Annotated in this window: 18 protein-coding genes; 8 read left to right on the plus strand and 10 right to left on the minus strand. The window is 73.2% G+C overall.

The genetic code is table 11. The annotated features are described in order from the left end of the window. Window positions 1-16: 16 nt before the first annotated feature. From ACIHCX_RS01690 to ACIHCX_RS01705, 4 genes are read left to right on the plus strand one after another with little or no spacing between them, the layout of a single operon-like run. Entirely contained in the window at window positions 17-436 is a 420-nt protein-coding gene (locus ACIHCX_RS01690; protein ID WP_400025587.1) for a roadblock/LC7 domain-containing protein, read from the plus strand. Then, on the plus strand, window positions 433-789 hold the full coding sequence (locus tag ACIHCX_RS01695) for a DUF742 domain-containing protein (RefSeq protein WP_400025589.1): 357 nt from the start codon (window positions 433-435) through the stop codon (window positions 787-789). Before ACIHCX_RS01690 ends, ACIHCX_RS01695 begins: the two co-directional genes overlap by 4 nt. Continuing rightward, on the plus strand, window positions 770-1,387 hold the full coding sequence (locus tag ACIHCX_RS01700; RefSeq protein ID WP_400025590.1) for a GTP-binding protein: 618 nt from the start codon (window positions 770-772) through the stop codon (window positions 1,385-1,387). The genes ACIHCX_RS01695 and ACIHCX_RS01700 overlap by 20 nt, the downstream gene beginning before the upstream one ends. After that, window positions 1,384-2,640, plus strand: coding sequence for a cytochrome P450 (locus tag ACIHCX_RS01705; protein ID WP_400025591.1), 1,257 nt, complete (start codon window positions 1,384-1,386; stop codon window positions 2,638-2,640). The genes ACIHCX_RS01700 and ACIHCX_RS01705 overlap by 4 nt, the downstream gene beginning before the upstream one ends. Window positions 2,641-2,792: 152 nt before the next feature. On the opposite strand, the gene ACIHCX_RS01710 is transcribed toward ACIHCX_RS01705, so the two are convergent. From ACIHCX_RS01710 to ACIHCX_RS01745, 8 genes are all read right to left on the minus strand, one after another. Continuing rightward, entirely contained in the window at window positions 2,793-4,022 is a 1,230-nt protein-coding gene (locus ACIHCX_RS01710) for a cytochrome P450 (RefSeq protein WP_400025593.1), read from the minus strand. Between the two features lie 151 nt (window positions 4,023-4,173). Next, window positions 4,174-5,070, minus strand: a complete 897-nt coding sequence (locus ACIHCX_RS01715) for an urease accessory protein UreD (RefSeq protein WP_400025595.1) — start codon at window positions 5,068-5,070, stop codon at window positions 4,174-4,176. Next, on the minus strand, window positions 5,070-5,747 hold the full coding sequence (gene ureG, locus ACIHCX_RS01720) for an urease accessory protein UreG (protein ID WP_400026575.1): 678 nt from the start codon (window positions 5,745-5,747) through the stop codon (window positions 5,070-5,072). Before ureG ends, ACIHCX_RS01715 begins: the two co-directional genes overlap by 1 nt. 97 nt (window positions 5,748-5,844) lie before the next feature. Continuing rightward, window positions 5,845-6,624, minus strand: a complete 780-nt coding sequence (locus ACIHCX_RS01725; protein ID WP_400025596.1) for an urease accessory protein UreF — start codon at window positions 6,622-6,624, stop codon at window positions 5,845-5,847. Window positions 6,625-6,645: 21 nt separating this feature from the next. Then, window positions 6,646-8,355 (minus strand): urease subunit alpha, encoded by a 1,710-nt coding sequence (locus ACIHCX_RS01730; RefSeq protein WP_400025598.1) that lies wholly within the window; start codon window positions 8,353-8,355, stop codon window positions 6,646-6,648. Beyond that, window positions 8,348-8,659 carry an urease subunit beta gene (locus ACIHCX_RS01735; RefSeq protein WP_400026577.1) on the minus strand — a complete coding sequence of 104 codons (312 nt, stop codon included), beginning with the start codon at window positions 8,657-8,659 and terminating at the stop codon, window positions 8,348-8,350. The genes ACIHCX_RS01730 and ACIHCX_RS01735 overlap by 8 nt, the downstream gene beginning before the upstream one ends. Window positions 8,660-8,835: 176 nt before the next feature. Beyond that, complete coding sequence (locus ACIHCX_RS01740; protein ID WP_400025599.1) at window positions 8,836-9,138, minus strand: urease subunit gamma; 303 nt, start codon at window positions 9,136-9,138, stop codon at window positions 8,836-8,838. 163 nt (window positions 9,139-9,301) lie between these two features. Next, window positions 9,302-9,664, minus strand: coding sequence for a hypothetical protein (locus tag ACIHCX_RS01745; protein ID WP_400025600.1), 363 nt, complete (start codon window positions 9,662-9,664; stop codon window positions 9,302-9,304). A 144-nt stretch (window positions 9,665-9,808) separates the two neighbouring features. Between ACIHCX_RS01745 and ACIHCX_RS01750 the strand changes: the two genes are divergently transcribed. Together ACIHCX_RS01750 and ACIHCX_RS01755 are read left to right on the plus strand one after the other, a co-directional pair. Further along, a complete protein-coding gene (locus ACIHCX_RS01750) occupies window positions 9,809-11,791 on the plus strand; it encodes a histidine kinase (RefSeq protein ID WP_400025601.1) in 1,983 nt (660 codons plus the stop codon). Then, the gene (locus ACIHCX_RS01755; RefSeq protein ID WP_400025603.1) at window positions 11,779-12,420 is read left to right on the plus strand and encodes a response regulator; all 642 of its coding nucleotides are present in this window, start codon (window positions 11,779-11,781) and stop codon (window positions 12,418-12,420) included. Before ACIHCX_RS01750 ends, ACIHCX_RS01755 begins: the two co-directional genes overlap by 13 nt. Here the strand turns inward: ACIHCX_RS01755 and ACIHCX_RS01760 are convergent. Both ACIHCX_RS01760 and ACIHCX_RS01765 read right to left on the minus strand, forming a co-directional pair. Continuing rightward, on the minus strand, window positions 12,402-12,854 hold the full coding sequence (locus ACIHCX_RS01760; protein ID WP_400025605.1) for a MazG-like family protein: 453 nt from the start codon (window positions 12,852-12,854) through the stop codon (window positions 12,402-12,404). The genes ACIHCX_RS01755 and ACIHCX_RS01760 overlap by 19 nt on opposite strands. A gap of 67 nt (window positions 12,855-12,921) precedes the next feature. After that, window positions 12,922-13,467, minus strand: coding sequence for a DoxX family membrane protein (locus tag ACIHCX_RS01765; RefSeq protein ID WP_400025607.1), 546 nt, complete (start codon window positions 13,465-13,467; stop codon window positions 12,922-12,924). Window positions 13,468-13,683: 216 nt separating this feature from the next. Here ACIHCX_RS01765 and ACIHCX_RS01770 point away from each other — a divergent pair, with 216 nt between their 5' ends. Together ACIHCX_RS01770 and ACIHCX_RS01775 are read left to right on the plus strand one after the other, a co-directional pair. Then, window positions 13,684-14,679 (plus strand): aldo/keto reductase, encoded by a 996-nt coding sequence (locus ACIHCX_RS01770; protein ID WP_400025609.1) that lies wholly within the window; start codon window positions 13,684-13,686, stop codon window positions 14,677-14,679. Between the two features lie 151 nt (window positions 14,680-14,830). After that, entirely contained in the window at window positions 14,831-16,057 is a 1,227-nt protein-coding gene (locus tag ACIHCX_RS01775) for a D-alanyl-D-alanine carboxypeptidase family protein (RefSeq protein WP_400025611.1), read from the plus strand. Window positions 16,058-16,075: the final 18 nt, after the last annotated feature.

Consider the following 16,075-nt stretch of genomic DNA (forward strand, 5'->3'; position numbering starts at 1 on the left):
CGTCCCATCACCCATCATGCAGACCACCGACAACAGCCTCACCTGGCTTCTGAAGAGCCTCCTGGAGCGCACCCCCGGAACCCGGCACGCTCTCGCCCTGTCCCGGGACGGCCTGAAGCTCTGCTGGACCGAACATCTGACGCTCGACCAGGCCGATCAGCTGGCCGCGATCTGCTCCGGCATCCAGGCCCTCGCCCAAGGCGCGTCCGTGGAGTTCGGCGACGGCAGCGGCGGCGTCCGGCAGTCCATGACCGAGTTCCACGGCGGCCTGCTGTTCATCGTGGAGGCCGGCGAGGGAGCGCATCTGGCCGTCCTCGCCGAGGAGGACGCCGACCCCGGCGTGGTGGGCCACCAGATGTCGGAGCTGGTGGAGCAGATCGGCGAGCACCTGCGCGCCGAGCCCCGGGATTCCGTTCCGGGCAGTGCCGCCTCGTGATGCGCAAGCCCGTGGACACCGGTGACCCCGACCGGCTCTACACGGTCACGGCCGGCCGGAGCCGCGCCGGCGAATCCTTCGACCTGGTCACCCTCATCGTCAGTGAGTGCCGGCCCACCGCGGGAATGCAGTCGGAGCACGCCCGGATCCTGGAGCTGTGCCAACACCCCACGGCCGTCGTCGAGATCGCCGCGGAGCTGAAGCTGCCCATCACCGTGGTGCGGATCCTGCTCGGCGACCTGCTCGACACGGGCCGCATCACCGCCCGCCACCCGCGCGCGGCGCGCTCCGTCGCCTCGCTCCCCGATTCCGCCCTTCTCAAGGAGGTGCTCCATGGGCTCCGCAACCTCTGAGCCGCCCTCCCACCGCACGCCACTGGCCGACGCGGCGGAGACCGGCCTGAAGATCGTCATCGTGGGCGGTTTCGGCGTCGGCAAGACGACCCTGGTCCGCTCGGTGAGCGAGATCCGGCCGCTGAACACCGAGGAGGTGATGACGCAGGCCGGCGTCGGCGTCGACGAGACCAGCGCGGTCGCGACGAAGACGACCACGACGGTGGCGTTCGACTTCGGGCGGATCAGCCTCAACGAACGCATGGTGCTGTACCTGTTCGGCGCGCCGGGCCAGGAACGCTTCTGGTTCCTGTGGGACAGGCTGTTCTCCGGAACCCTGGGTGCCGTGGTGCTCGTGGACACGCGCCGGATGAACGACTCCTGGTACGCGATCGACCGGCTGGAGCACCACAGGACGCCGTTCGTGGTGGCCGTCAACCGGTTCGACGACGACACCAACCGGTACTCCCTGGAGGAGATACGCCAGGCGCTCGCGCTGCCCGAGCACGTGCCGATGCTCGACTGCGACGCGCGGGTCCGGGAGTCCGGCAAGGACGTGCTGGTCACTCTCGTGGACCACCTGTACGAACTGGCGACGGCCCAGGAGGCGACACCATGACCGACCCCTCTTCCGCGCAACCGGCTCCGCCGGGCTGCCCCGCCCACACCGACGCGGTGCGCCTGGGAGGGCTCGAGTACCAGCAGACGCCGTCGCAGCTGTACCGCGCGCTGCGCCGCGAGCACGGCGCGGTCGCGCCGGTGCTGCTCGACGGGGACATCCCGGCCTGGCTGGTGCTCGGCTATTCCGAGGTCACCTACGTGACCGGTCACGACGAGCTGTTCGCGCGGGACTCCCGGCGCTGGAACCAGTGGGAGAACATCCCGGCGGACTGGCCGCTGCTGCCGTACGTCGGCTACCAGCCGTCGGTGCTGTTCACCGAGGGCGACGAGCACCGGCGGCGGGCCGGAGTGATCACTCAGGCACTGGAGGGCGTCGACCAGTTCGAGCTGGCGCGCAACTGCCAGCTGATCGCCGACCGGCTCATCGCCGACTTCGCGGGCAGCGGCCAGGCGGAGCTGATGACCGGATACGCGCACGCCCTGCCGATGCGGGCCGTGGTCCAGATGTGCGGGATGCCGACCTCGGGCGAGGACACCCAGCAGCTCGTCGAGGACCTGCGGATCTCGCTGGACGCCGCGGAGGGCGACGACCCGGTGGCCGCGTACGGGCGTGTGGGCGACCGGCTGCAGCAGCTGGTGAAGGACAAGCGGGCCACCCCCGGTCCTGACGTCACCTCGCGCATGCTGCTGCATCCGGCGGGGCTGACGGACGAGGAGATCGTGCAGGACCTGATCTCGGTGATCGCCGCGGCGCAGCAGCCGACGGCGAACTGGATCTGCAACACGCTGCGGCTGCTGCTGACGGACGAGCGGTTCGCGGTGAACGTGTCGGGCGGGCGGCTCAGTGTGGGCGAGGCGCTCAACGAGGCCCTGTGGCTGGACACGCCGACGCAGAACTTCATCGGGCGCTGGGCCGTTCGGGACACCCAGCTGGGCGGGCGGCAGATCCGGGCGGGCGACTGCCTGGTGCTGGGGCTGGCCGCGGCCAACACCGATCCGCAGATCTGGCCCGATGCGCACGTGGGCGCGGAGAACGCCGCGCACCTGTCGTTCAGCAACGGCGAGCACCGCTGCCCCTATCCGGCACCGCTGCTCGCGGACGTGATGGCGCGGACGGCGGTCGAGACGCTGCTGGAGCGGCTGCCCGACCTGGTGCTGTCGGTGGAGCCGGAGACGCTGACCTGGCGCCCGTCGATCTGGATGCGGGGGCTGACGGCGCTGCCGGTGCGGTTCACGCCGGTGGTGCAGTAGGGCGGGCGCGCTGACTCGGTAGGGCGGGCGCCCCGGTCGTGCGGCGGCGCGGTCCACCCGGTGGTGCGGCGGCGCGGGCACAGCGCCGGTGCGGGTGGGTCCATGGGCCCCTGGCGGGGCCCATGACCTCGGTGGTGGTGTCGGCCGGGCGGTCAGGCGTCCGTCACGGGCGTGAACCGCACCGGCAGGCGCTGCGGTCCGCGGGTGAAGACGCCCTCCTCGACCGGGTCGAAGCCGTCGGCGAGGCGTATGTCGGGCATGGCGTCCAGCAGCTGGCTGACGCCGATCTCGACCTCCGCCTTGGCGAGCAGCGCGCCGACGCAGAAGTGCCGGCCGAGCGCGAAGGCGAGGTGGTCGGCGGCGGCGGAGAAGGCGGTCGTGGTGGTCAGGTCGTCGCGGAAGATGTCGAACCGGTCGGGGTCGCGGTAGCGGCTCTCGTCGCGGTTGGCGGCGCCGATCAGGCAGGTGACGGTGGCGCCGGCGGGTACGGTGCCGCCGCTGAGCTCCACCTCGGTCGCGGACTGCCGCATGATCATGTGGACGGGCGGGGTGTACCGCAGGGTCTCGGCGAAGGCCCGCGGGATCAGGTCGCGGTCGGCGCGGACGGCGGCGAGCTGGTCGGGGTGGAGCAGCAGGTTCGCGAAGATGCTGGCGATCGCCTTGTCGGTGGTCTCGCCGCCGGCGGCGAGCAGCAGGCTGCAGAACGCCTTGATGTCCTCGTCGCTCATCCGCACGCCGTCGACCTCCGCGGCGCACAGCGTGGACAGCAGGTCGTCGCCCAGGTTCTCGCGGCGTTCCCGGATGATCGGCAGCATGTACTCGGCGAACTCGACACGGGTCCGCTCGCCCGCCGCGGCCACCTCGAGGTCGCCGGAGAGGTTGCCGAGGAAGGCGATGACGGACGTGTACCAGCGGTGGAAGCGGGGGTGGTCGGCCTTGTCGAGGCCCAGCATGTCGGCGATCACGTTGACCGGGAAGCGGGTCGCGTAGTCGTTGACCAGGTCGGCGGAGCCGGAGTTACGGAAGGCGTCGATCAGTTCGCGCGAGTTGCGCTCGATGACGGGGAGGAACTTCTCCTGGAGGTCGGCGCCGCGGAAGGCGGGGGCGACGAGGGCGCGGCGTACGGCGTGCTCACGGCCGCTGAGCTGGAGGATCGTCTTGCCGTGCACGGGCTCGATCTGCCAGTCGTAGTTGTCGGTGGTGAACTCGCCGTTCTTGTCCTTGAAGACGCGCTCGACGTCCTCGTAGCGCGAGATGATGTAACTCTGCGTGGCCTCGTGCCAGATGAGGGGCGCGGTGTCGCGCATCAGACGGTACGCCGGGTAGGGGTCCGCGGCGAACTCGGGCGAGAGGATGTCGGGCACCTGCTGCGCGGTGGACATGGGGCTCCCTCAAGATCAGTGACTCGCTTTCCACACAAGGTAATTGATCAATGGTCAAGCAAGACAGCCCCCACTGGCCCCCGGCTGCCCTACCGGCGACCACTGACTGAAAAGCATCCTCCGGGCTTGGCCGAAACGGTCATTCCGCAGCTCAACTGCCCGATGCTGTCCGGCTTTCGCGCAGGTGCCCTCCGGCCGGTCCGCCAAGTCCCGCTTGGTGCACGTCTTGCTGCCCGCCTGGGTGTTCGGCTCGGTGTGTAGTGCAGTCGTTCGGTGGGTCGGTCAGGCCCCGGTCGAGGTGTCGGCGCAGGGTGAGGGCGTCGTCGGCCAGGGCGGTGAGCAGGGTGGCGGTGGGGGAGAGGCGCAGGACGGCCGCGTCCGCTTCGACGGGCGGGGGCTCGGGTTCGGGTGCGGACGGCTGGTCGGGGTCGACGACCAGCAGCGTGCCCAGCGCTCGGTGACCGCCGGTGACGGCCGGGCCGTGCCAGCCAGGGACGTCCGGGCCGACGGCGAATTCCTGGTCGTGGAGGGGGCGGCCGGCGAGGGTCACCCGCAGGTGCTGGCGGACCGCGCCCGGGGCTTCGCCGCGGCGGCCCAGGAGCAGTTCCTCGCGGGCGAGCAGGCGGGCGCCCGGCGCCAGGTCGACGCGTGTCGTGGCGTGGTGGTCGCAGCGCCCGGCGGCGATGACCGGTTCGGGCAGCCAGACCAGGGTGCCGCCCGGCGCGACCCGCAGGTGGGTCTCCGTGTGCGAGGGACGGCCGTGCGGCCCCGGCAGCACCAGGGTCGCCGCCACGGTGCGCACGACGAGCGCCGCGTCCGCCGCGACCTCGACGTCCAGCCGCAGGACGTCCCCGCCGATCGGGCCCGCGGCCGCGGCGGCCAGCGCGACGTGGGCGGCGCCCCGCGGGTTCCACCGGCCTGTCGGCTCCGCCGCGACGGTGGGGCGCAGCACCAGCGGCGCGTCGGAACGGAGCCGGCTGATCCGGGTCCTGGCCCTGCCGGACCGGTCCCGGTCGGCGGTCACCTCGAGGCAGGCGTGCGCACGCATCACCGGGCGGGGACGCCGAGGCGCTGCCGCACCCACGCGGCGACGTCGGCCGCGGTGGGGTCCTGGACCAGTGAGGTGAACAGCACGGGCAGGTCACCGCGCTTGGCGCGGGCGTCGCGGTCCATCACGGCGAGGTCCGCGCCGACCTGCGGCGCCAGATCGGTCTTGTTGATGACCAGCAGGTCGGCCGAGGTGACACCGGGGCCGCCCTTGCGGGGGACCTTGTCCCCGCCGGCGACGTCGATGACGAAGATCTGGTGGTGGACCAGCCCGCGGCTGAACGTGGCGGTGAGGTTGTCCCCGCCGCTCTCCAGCAGGACGAGGTCGAGCGGCGGCAGGGTCGCCTCCAACTCCTCCACGGCTTCGAGGTTGGCGGAGATGTCGTCCCGGATCGCGGTGTGGGGGCACGCCCCGGTCTCGACCGCCCGGACCCGTTCGGCGGCCAGTACGCCGTTGCGCAGCAGGAAGTCGGCGTCCTCGGTGGTGTAGATGTCGTTGGTGACCACGGCCAGGGAGAGCTCCGGGGCCAGGGTGCGGCACAGTGCCGCGACCAGTGCGGTCTTGCCGGAGCCGACCGGGCCGCCGATGCCGATGCGCAACGCCCGGCCGGGGCGGCGGGGCAGGGCTCCGGCCCCCTGCGCGCCGACGTCCGAGTGGTCGTGCGCGCCGACGTCCAAGTGGTCGTGCGCGTGGCCGTGCGAGTCGTCGGGCGCGTGGTCGTGCGTGTGTGAACGGGGGTGGTCGGGGCGCGGGGTGGGGTCGGGGCGCAAGGGGTCAGGACGCAAAGAGACGCACCTCCCAGGCGGCGTGGTGTTCGGCACGGATGTCGAGGAGAGGGCCCGCGCGGGACGGGAGCGCCGCGGGCGCGGTGTGCGCGTGGTCCGCCGCCTCGGCGGCGACGGCGGCGATCCGCGGGCCCAGCCGGGCGACCGCCGCGTGGACCGCGAACGGGTCGAGACCGAGCAGCCGTACGGCAGCCGTCGCCGGGGTGAGCACCGCGTCGTGGGCGGCGGCCAGCGCCGCGGCGTCCGGCCCCAGGCCCGCCGCCGCGGCCACCGCGCCCAGGGCCACCGGCTGATGGGGGCCGTGCCGGGGCGCCGCGCTCAGCTCGTCCAGGCGGGGGTGGGGCCAGATCGTACGGGCCGCCCGCAGCAGTTGCCGTCCCAGGCGGCGGGAGGCGGTCCGCAGCGCCGGTGACGGGGTCCTCGCGGCGAACTCGTGGTCCAGCGTCTCCAGTGTCTCCAACGCTTCCAGGGCCGCGTCGGTGTCAGGCCCCCGGCGGTCCGTACCGCCGAAGGCGGCACACGCCGCCGCTGTGAACGCGGCGGTCACCACGCCGGTCGTCGCCAGGCGCCCGCGCAGGAACTCCTCCAGCGCGGCCAGATCGCGTACGCCGTCCAGGGCCGCCGCCGCTTCCAGACCGCCGGAGTGGGCGTGCCCGCCGGAGGGGAAGCGGCCGTCGGCGAGCAGCAGCAGCGCCGGCAGCGTCGTCTGCGGCTGCCGGTCCTCGGGTTCCCGGGTGTTCCGGGTGTCCTGGGCGTTCTGGGCGTTCATCGAAGCGCGGTGGTGTCGGGGTCAGAAGAGGAAGTAGCGCTGAGCCATCGGCAGCTCGGCCGCGGGCTCGTGCTCGATCAGCTCGCCGTCGACCCGCACGCTGTACGTGTCGGCGTCGACCTCGATGCGCGGAGTGGCGGTGTTCTCCGGAAGGTCGCGCTTGCCGCGCCCACGGACGTTCTCCACGGCCACGAGCGGCCGCCGGATCGCCAGGCGCTCGGCGAGCCCGTCCTCCAGGGCGGCCGGCGAGACGAAGGCGACGCTGCTCGCGGCGGCGGCCGGGTTGCCCACGTTGAAGCCCAGCCGGTTCAGCACCGGCTGGGGGGTGGGGATTGACGCGTTCGGGTCGCCGAGGGCGGCGCTCGCGGCCATGCCGGCCTTGAACACGACCGTGGGCCGCACACCGAACAGGGCGGGCTGCCACAGCACCAGGTCGGCCAGCTTGCCGGGCTCGACGGAACCGATCTCGCGTTCGAGGCCGTGGGCCACCGCCGGGCAGATCGTGTACTTGGCGACGTAGCGGCGGGCCCGGTGGTTGTCGGCCCCGCTGTCGCCGGGCAGGGAGCCGCGCAGCTTCTTCATCTGGTGGGCGGTCTGCCACGTCCGGGTCACGACCTCCCCGATCCGGCCCATCGCCTGCGCGTCCGACGACATGATCGACAGCGCTCCCAGGTCGTGCAGCACGTCCTCCGCGGCGATGGTCGTGGGACGCACCCGGCTCTCGGCGAACGCCAGGTCGTTGCGCACCTGGGGGTTGAGGTGGTGGGCCACCATCACCATGTCCAGCGCCTCGGCCACCGTGTTGACGGTGAACGGGCGGGTCGGGTTGGTCGAGGCGGGCAGCACGTTCGGCTCGCCGGCGATCCGGATGATGTCCGGTGCGTGGCCGCCGCCCGCGCCCTCGGTGTGGAACGCGTGGAAGGTCCGGCCGCCCACGGCGGCGAGCAGATCCTCCACGAAGCCCGCCTCGTTGAGGGTGTCACTGTGGATCGCGACCTGCACTCCGGCCTCGTCGGCGACGGTCAGTGCGGCGTCGACCGCGGCCGGGGTGGCCCCCCAGTCCTCGTGCACCTTGAACCCGCCGGCGCCGCCGCGCAGCTGCTCCCACAGCGCCTCGGGGGACACGCTGTTGCCGCGGGCCAGGAACAGCACGTTGAGCGGCCAGGGCTCGCAGGCCTCCAGCATCCGCCGCAGCCACCAGGCGCCCGGTGTGGCCAGGGTCGCCTTCGACCCCTCGCTCGGCCCCGTGCCACCGCCGACGAACGTGGTGGTGCCCGCCGCGAGGGCTTCCTCGAACATGTTCGGGCCGACGAAGTGCACATGGGTGTCGACCGTGCCCGCCGTGAGGATCAGGCCGTTGCCGGCCGCGATCTCCGTGGACGGGCCGATGACGAGGTCGGGGTGGACCCCGTCCATGGTGTCGGGGTTGCCGGCCTTGCCCAGCGCCACGATCCGGCCGTCACGGACGCCCACGTCGGCCTTCACCACGCCCCAGTGGTCCAGGACCACCGCGCCGGTGATGACCAGGTCCGGGGTGCCCTCGCCACGGGTGGCCCGGGACTGGCCCATGGACTCCCGAATGGACTTCCCGCCACCGAAGACGGCCTCGTCACCGCCGCCGCAGAGGTCCTGTTCGACCTCGATGAACAGGTCGGTGTCGGCCAGGCGGATCCGGTCCCCGGCGGTCGGGCCGAACGACGCGCCGTACTCGCGCCGGCTGACCTCAGCCATCGAGTCCACCTCCGCACAGACCCCGCAGGCCGGCCACGATCCGCCGGCCCCCGATCGGGACCAGCTCCACTTCCTCCACGGCGCCGGGCTCGAAACGCACCGAGCCGCCCGAGAGCACGTTGAGCCGCAGCCCCCACGCGGCCTCGCGGTCGAACTCCAGCGCGGCGTTGACCTCCGCGAAGTGGAAGTGCGAACCGACCTGGATCGGGCGGTCGCCGGTGTTCTCCACCCGCAGCCTGACGACCTCCCTGCCGGCGTTGATCACGACCGGTTCGTCGCCGTAGAGCACCTCACCCGGGATCAGCGGCCGGTCGGTCTCCGGTTGATCGCCCGTGTAGTACCGCCGGGCCGCCTGCCGCGCCCCGGTCCCGCCCCGGCGCGGCGGGCTGGGGCTGCCGACGCCGCTGGCGGGGTGGAGCACCGAGCCGTGCTGGTCCGGCCTGCCCGGGTCGTCGCTGGGATGTCGGCCGCCTTTCATGATCATGAGATGGGTCCCGTCACCGTGATCAGGTTCGTGCCGTCGGGGAAGGTCGCTTCGACCTGCAACTGCCCCAGCATCTCCGGCACCCCCTCCATCACGTCGTCGCGCGTGAGCACCGTGCGGCCGGCCTCCATGAGTTCGGTGACGGTCCGGCCGTCCCGAGCCCCCTCCAGCAGGAACGACGTGATCACCGCGGTCGCCTCCGGCAGGTTCAGCAGCAGGCCCCGCTCCCTGCGCTCCAGGGCCAGCTTCGCCGCCGTGTAGATCATCAGGCGCTCACGCTCGTGCAACGTCAGAAGCATCGGCCGCCTCCACGGGCTCAGAGGTAGAACCAGGCACTTGCAGTTAATCCCAAACGTGCTCCCGTCGCAGAGCGAGATCCCACCCCGGGTGACGATCAGCGGGGCCCTCCGCATCCGGGTTCGTCCGTCTCCGGAAGCGCATCACCGCCGCAGCGGTGGCAGGTCATCCCTCCGTCGCGGCGCGGTCCCGCAGTCCCGGGGCGATCAGGGCGACGCAGGCGAGGGTGAGCAGGACGGCGAGCGCGACGAGAGCGACCAGCGCTCCCGGCACATCGTCGGCGAAGAACGCCGGTACGGCGCTGAGCGCCGACAGCAACCGGGTGACGATCACGGCCACCGCTCCGGCGCGGCTGCCGCGCCAGGCCAGGACGACGCCGACCAGAGTGATCAGTCCGATGACGGCGCCCGCCACGGCGACCGCGAACGGGGGGTGTTCACCGTCCCCGAACGGCATCGAGACCACGTCGACGAGACCGAGCAGGCCGGCCAGGACCAGCCCGGTGACAAGAACACGGGAGCGCTTCACGGGATCCTCCTCCACAGGGGGCGACATACCGACGTCCGGAGTCTGGGGCCGCGTACCGGGCCTGCGGATCGGGGCCGGCCCGGGACCGTGTCTCCGTGCTGACACGTATTCACTCCTGGTGACCGCCCGAACTACCCTGAGTTCGTGGCAACTCGGCGTCTGTCCGCGACCGCCGCCGCAGTCCTGACGTGCCTGCTGGCGGTCGCCGGAGTGGTGCTCGCCGTGCTCACCGGCGACGCCGGCGCGGCCGCGGCGTTCGCGATCGGTGCGGCCTTCGGGCTGCCGTCCGTCGTGCTCGGCATGCTCGTCGCCGTCCGCCGGCCGGACAGCGCTGTCGGTCTGCTGCTGGTCCTGGTCGGCGCGACGACCGTGTGGCTCACGGTCAGCGACCTCTCCGCGCTGGCTCTCGCCCGGCGGCCGGGCCTGGCGGTCTCCTCCTGGTACGCGGCGCTGTCGCAGGGCGACTGGATGTTCCTCTACGTGCCCGCCGCGCTGCTCATGCTGGTCTTCCCCGACGGGCGGCTGCCGGGCCGGCGCTGGCGCTGGGCGGTCGCCGGGCTGCTGGTCGTGCCGACGCTGTTCACGCTGATCGCGGCGGTGGACCCCGGACCGTTCCGGCAGCCCCTCGAGTCGATCCCGCGTCCCTTGCGGCTCTCCGAGCCCTACGTACCGGTGCTGGGTGCGGTGGCGCTGTTCCTGCTGCCGGTCTTCCTCGGGCTGCTGACCGCCTCCGCGGCGGCGGTGGTGGTCCGCTACCGGCGGGCCACCGACGAGGTGCGGCGGGCACAGCTCAAGTGGTTCGCGCTCGGTGCCGCCTTCCTGCCGCTGACCCTGCTGCTGTGCTGGGCCGGCTACCTGCTGCTCGGCGGGCCGGAACTGGCCGTCGTCGGCCTGGCGGCGACGGCCCTGGCGATCCCGGTGGCGACCACGATCGCGGTGCTGCGGCACGACCTCTACGACATCGACCGGGCGATCAGCACCGCGGTCAGCTACGGCCTGGTGACCACGGTCCTGCTGGGCTTCTACACGGCGGCCTCGTTCGTGGCCGGCCTCGGCGCCGGACGGACCTCACCGGCGGTGGCCGCGGCGGCCACCGCCGTCTGTGCCGCCGCTCTGTCCCCGCTGCGCTCCCGGCTCCAGCGACGGGTCGACGGACGGTTCTACCCGGCGCGGCAGGCCGCGTTGACCGCCATCGAAGGCCTGCGCGTCCGCACCCACGCCGGCCAGGACCGGCCCGAGCAGCTGGAGCAGGCGCTGCGCGAGGCCCTGCGTGATCCGCTGCTCAGGGTCGGCTACCGGCTGCCCGGTGCGTCCGGGCTGGTCGACGCGGCGGGCGCGGCGTTGGATCCGGGGGAGGCGTACGTGGCTCCGGTGCGGCTCGGCGGCCATGACATCGGTGCGATCGTCCGCGGTGGCACCGGCAGTCGGGAACTGCTGCGCGAGGTCGCGTCCGCCTGCGCCCTGCTCGTCGAGGTGGTCCGGCTGCGGATCGAGGTCAGCCGGGCACTCGACGAGGCCGAGGCCAGCCGCACACGGCTGCTGCACGCCGGATACGAGGAGCGGCGGCGCCTCGAACGCGACCTGCACGACGGGGCGCAGCAGCGCCTGGTCTCCTTGGGCATGGCGATCCGCCTGGCACAGCGCCACCTTGCCGACGGCACGGTCGACGTCGACGACCTGCTCGACCGCTCGGTGCGCCAACTTGCGTCAGCCGTAGCAGAGTTGCGGCAGATCGCGCACGGTCTGCGGCCGAGCAGCCTCGATGACGGGCTCGGCAACGCGCTGGCCGTACTGGCCGGCCGGGCACCGGTGCCGGTGCGGCTCGAGGCTGCCGTCGACGACCTTCCCGAGGATGTGGCCATGACCGCCTACTACGTGGTGAGCGAGGCGATGACCAACGCGGTCAAGCACGCGGGCCAGGCCGCCATCGCGGTCCGTGTCCACCGGGTCGCCGGCCGGGTCACCGTGCGGATCGGCGACGACGGGCCGGGCGGGGCCACCCTGCGCCCGGGTGCCGGCCTGGCGGGGCTGGCGGACCGGGTCGAGGCGGCCGGCGGCACACTACGGCTGACCAGCCCGGCGGGTGGCGGCACCGTGGTGGAGGCGGTGCTGCCGTGCGCGTGGTGATCGGTGAGGACTCGGCGTTGTTCCGGGAGGGCCTGGCACGTCTGCTGGCCGACTCGGGGTACGAGGTGGTGGCCAAGGCGCAGGACGCACCCGAGTTGGTCTCGGCGGTCGCGGCCACGCGCCCCGATCTGGCGATCATCGACATCCGGATGCCGCCCGACCTCACCGACGACGGCGTCCGGGCGGCCCGGCGGATCCGCGACACCCACCCGGAGATCGGGATCGTCCTGCTTTCCCAGCACGTCGAGACCCGGCACTCCGTCGACCTGGTGTCCCGGGGGAGGTTCGGCTACCTGCTCAAGGACCGGGTGTTCGACGTCGACGACTTCCTGGACGCGCTGCGCCGGGTGGCGGCCGGGGGCTCCGCCCTCGACCCCGAGGTGGTGTCGCGACTGATCGGGGCGCATCGGACCGCCGATTCGCTGGAGTCCCTGACCGCCCGGGAGCGCGAGGTGCTGGCGCTGATGGCGGAGGGCCGCACCAACGTCGGCATCGCGCGCCGGCTGTGGCTCACCCACCGGACGGTGGAGACCCACGTCAGCTCCATCCTCACCAAGCTCGGCCTGGCCCACTCCGCGGAGGACCATCGCCGTGTGCTGGCGGTGCTCCTCTATCTCAACCGGGCCTGACCGAGCTCAACCGGACCTGATCGCTCGTCACCATCCCGACCCAGTGCACCCGGCTCCGGGGTTTCCGGCTCCGGGGGCCCCGACCCCAGGGACCGCTGCCTGACCCGGCCCAGATGCCGGGCGAAGACCTCCCGGGCCTGCGGGGTCAGGGTGCGCAGGGCCACCAGAGCGGTGATCGCCACGTCGCACAGTTCCGCCTCGACGTCGTCCCAGGTGTGGGTGACGCCCTTGCGCGGGTTCTGGCCGGTCGCGCCGATCACCGCCTGGGCGACCTCCCCGACCTCCTCCGACAGCTTCAGGACCCGCGGCAGCACCGCCGCCTCCCGGCCCTCGTCGCGGGGGTCATGCCCGTCCAGCCAGGCCCACAGGTCGTCGACGGCGGACCAGAGGTCCTCGGGCGGTGCCGGCGCGGCGCCGGGCTGCTGATCGCTCATGCGGCGCAGCCTGCCACGACCACCGCGTCCTACTCCTCACTCCTCCCCACCACGCCCCGAAAAGCGTCTACTCCTCGAACAGCGTCTCCTGCTCCCCTTCCTTCTCCCTGCGCAGTTGCCGTACGCGCGCGCCCAGGACCACGCACGTCGCCGCGGCCACCGTCGCGAACGCCGCCGGGACCATCCAGCCGCGGTCGACGGTGTGCCCGAGGGCGTGGTCCATGGAGATCCGGCCGGGGCCCGCGATGGCCAGGCCCGCGGAGGTCAGGCCCAGCGAGGCGGCGTACTCGTAGCCGCCGCCCTGCGCGAAGAAGCCGCTGGGGGCGTGCACCGCCGCCGCCCCCGCCATCGCACCGGCCGCCGCCGCGCCCGCCGCCGGGGTCGCCAGGCCCACGGCCAGCAGCAGACCGCCGCCGGCCTCGGCCAGGCCGGCCGCCATCGCGCTCGCCTTCCCCGGCCGGTAGCCCACGGACTCCATGAACCGGCCGGTCCCCTCGATCCCGCCCCCGCCGAACCAGCCCAGCAGCTTCTGCGCGCCGTGCGCGGCCAGCACGCCGCCGGTACCCAGCCGGAGCAGCAGCAGGCCCAGATCGCGGCGGTCGTAACAGGTCACGGTGACTCCCCAGGCAGACGGCGGAGGAACGGCGGCAACGAGCCCTTTCCGGCCCCTTTCCGGATGTCCACCGTCGCACCGCCCACACCCGGCGGGCCCGTCGTGGGGGCCGTTCGGGTGGCGGGGTCCGGGGGCGATGTGACGCTCCCGACGTGACACGAGTCCCCGCACGGTCCCTTGTCCTCGTGTGCGCTCGAACTCGTAGCGTTCCCGGGCATGGAGACCACCACCTTCACAAGGACACTGGGACGCGGCGGGACGGAGGTCAGCGCGCTCGGCTTCGGGTGCTGGGCGATCGGCGGGGAGTGGCAGTCCGCGGACGGGCAGCCGCTCGGCTGGGGCGCGGTGGACGACGAGGAGTCCGTACGGGCGATCAGGCGCGCCCTCGACCTCGGCGTCACTTTCTTCGACACAGCAGACGTCTACGGGTGCGGGCACAGTGAGCGGCTGCTCGGGCGGGCCCTCGGCAAGCGCCGGGACGAGGTCGTCGTCGCCACCAAGTGGGGCAACCTGTTCGACGAGCGCACCCGCACGGCCGACGGGCAGGACGCCACGCCCGAGCACGCCCGCCGTGCCCTCACCGCGTCCCTCGCCCGCCTCGGCACCGACCATGTGGACCTGTACCAGCTGCACCTCTCCCACGCACGGCCCGACGAAGCGGCCGCCCTTCGGGACGCCTGCGAGGAGTTCGTGGCCGAGGGACTGATCCGGTCCTATGCCTGGAGCACGGACGACCCCGCCCGCGCGGTCGTCTTCGCCGAGGGTGAGCACTGCACGGCCGTGCAGCACGCGCTGAACGTGCTCCAGGACGCGCCCGGGATGCTCGCGCTCTGCGAGGAGAGGGGCCTTGCGAGCGTCGACCGCAGCCCCCTGGCCATGGGACTGCTCACGGGCAAGTACGCCGGGCGCGCGCCCCTGGAGGCCGGGGACATCCGCAGCCGGCCGCCCGCCTGGCTGAAGGGCTTCGGCGACGGCTCCGGTGCCGACCCGGAGTGGCTGGTCCGTGTCGAGGCGCTGCGCGAGGTCCTGACCAGCGGCGGCCGTACGCTCGCGCAGGGGGCCCTGGCCTGGTTGTGGGCGCGCAGCACGCGGACCGTTCCCATTCCCGGCTTCCGCTCGGTCGCCCAGGCCGAGGAGAACGCGGGCGCGCTCGCCAAGGGCCCGCTCACCCCCGCCCAGCTGGCCGAGACCGACCGCATCCTGGGGCGGTGAGGCGGGCAGGGAGCCGGGCGGGGTGCGGGTCGGGAGCGGGTCGGGAACGTGATCCGGCAGGGCATCCGGTGACTCGCCCTTTGATGATCTTTTAGTCAGGTTTTGAGCGCATCCCGTGCACGGGCTCGGGATCGCTTTGTACGGTCCCGGGGTGCGTCATTCCTCTCGGTCCCCCCACTCCCCGTCCCCCCACCCCCTGACCAGGCGTTCCCTGCTCGCCCTCGCCACGGCCGCACCGCTGACCGCCCTGACCGGCACCGGCCCGGCCGCGGCCGCCACCCCCGCCCGCGCCGCCACCGTGGTCGGCGGCGAGCGGCTGGCGCGTGCGGGGGTGCAGGTGAGCGGCGCCACCGGTCTTCCCGGCCGCCTCACCGCCCGTGCCTGGCTCCTCGCCGACTGGGAGACGGGACACGTGCTCGCCGCCCACCGCGCGCACCAGCGCCTCGCGCCCGCCTCCACGCTGAAGATGCTGTTCGCGGACACGGTGCTGAGGAAGTTCCACCGTGCCGAGCGGCACACCGTCACCGACGCCGACCTGGCAGACATCCCCATGGGCTCCAGCCTCGTCGGGATCCAGGCCGGGACCACCTACACGGTGGAGCAGCTGTGGCAGGGCGTGTTCCTGCGCTCGGGCAACGACGCCGTGCACGTGCTCGCCCACATGAACGGCGGAGTGGCGAAGACGGTCGCCGAGATGCAGGCCAGGGCGGAGGACCTCCAGGCCCTGGACACGCACGTGGTCAGCCCCGACGGCTTCGACCACCCCGGTCAGCTGTCCTCGGCGTACGACCTGACGCTGATCGCCCGGCACGGGCTGCGCGACGCCGACTTCCGCGGCTACTGCGGCACGCGCGACGCCGACTTCCCGGCCGGCCGCAAGAAGAGCTTCCAGATCCAGAACACCGACCGCCTGCTGACCGGCGCGTGGGGCCTGAAGGCGTACCAGGGCCTGATCGGGGTGAAGAACGGCTACACCAGCGATGCCGGCAACACCTTCACCGGCGCGGCCGTACGCGGTGGCCGCACCCTGCTGGTCACGGTGCTGAACCCCGCGGCCGGCAGCAACGCCGTCTACGAGGAGACCGCCGCCCTGCTCGACTGGGGCTTCGGGCAGGGGCGTTCCGCGCAGCCCGTCGGCACGCTGGTCGAGCCGCTGAGCGAGGGCGGGGCGAAGGCGGACGCGGGTCCCCCGCCCGAGAAGCAGGCCGCACCGGCCGCGGCCGGGCCGCCGGGCGCCGCGGCGGAGAGCCACCCCTCGGCCTGGCGGCTGCTGGAAGGGGCGGGCGGGACGGTCGCGCTGCTCGCCGGCGGCGTGTGGGCACTGCGCCGGCGCCGGGGCGCGGTCGCCGCGGACTCCGGGGGCCGCCACCGGCGCTGAGCCGACAGTGCGGCAGCC

The sequence above is a fragment of the Streptomyces sp. NPDC052043 genome (assembly GCF_044548235.1).
Classification (GTDB): Bacteria; Actinomycetota; Actinomycetes; order Streptomycetales; family Streptomycetaceae; genus Streptomyces.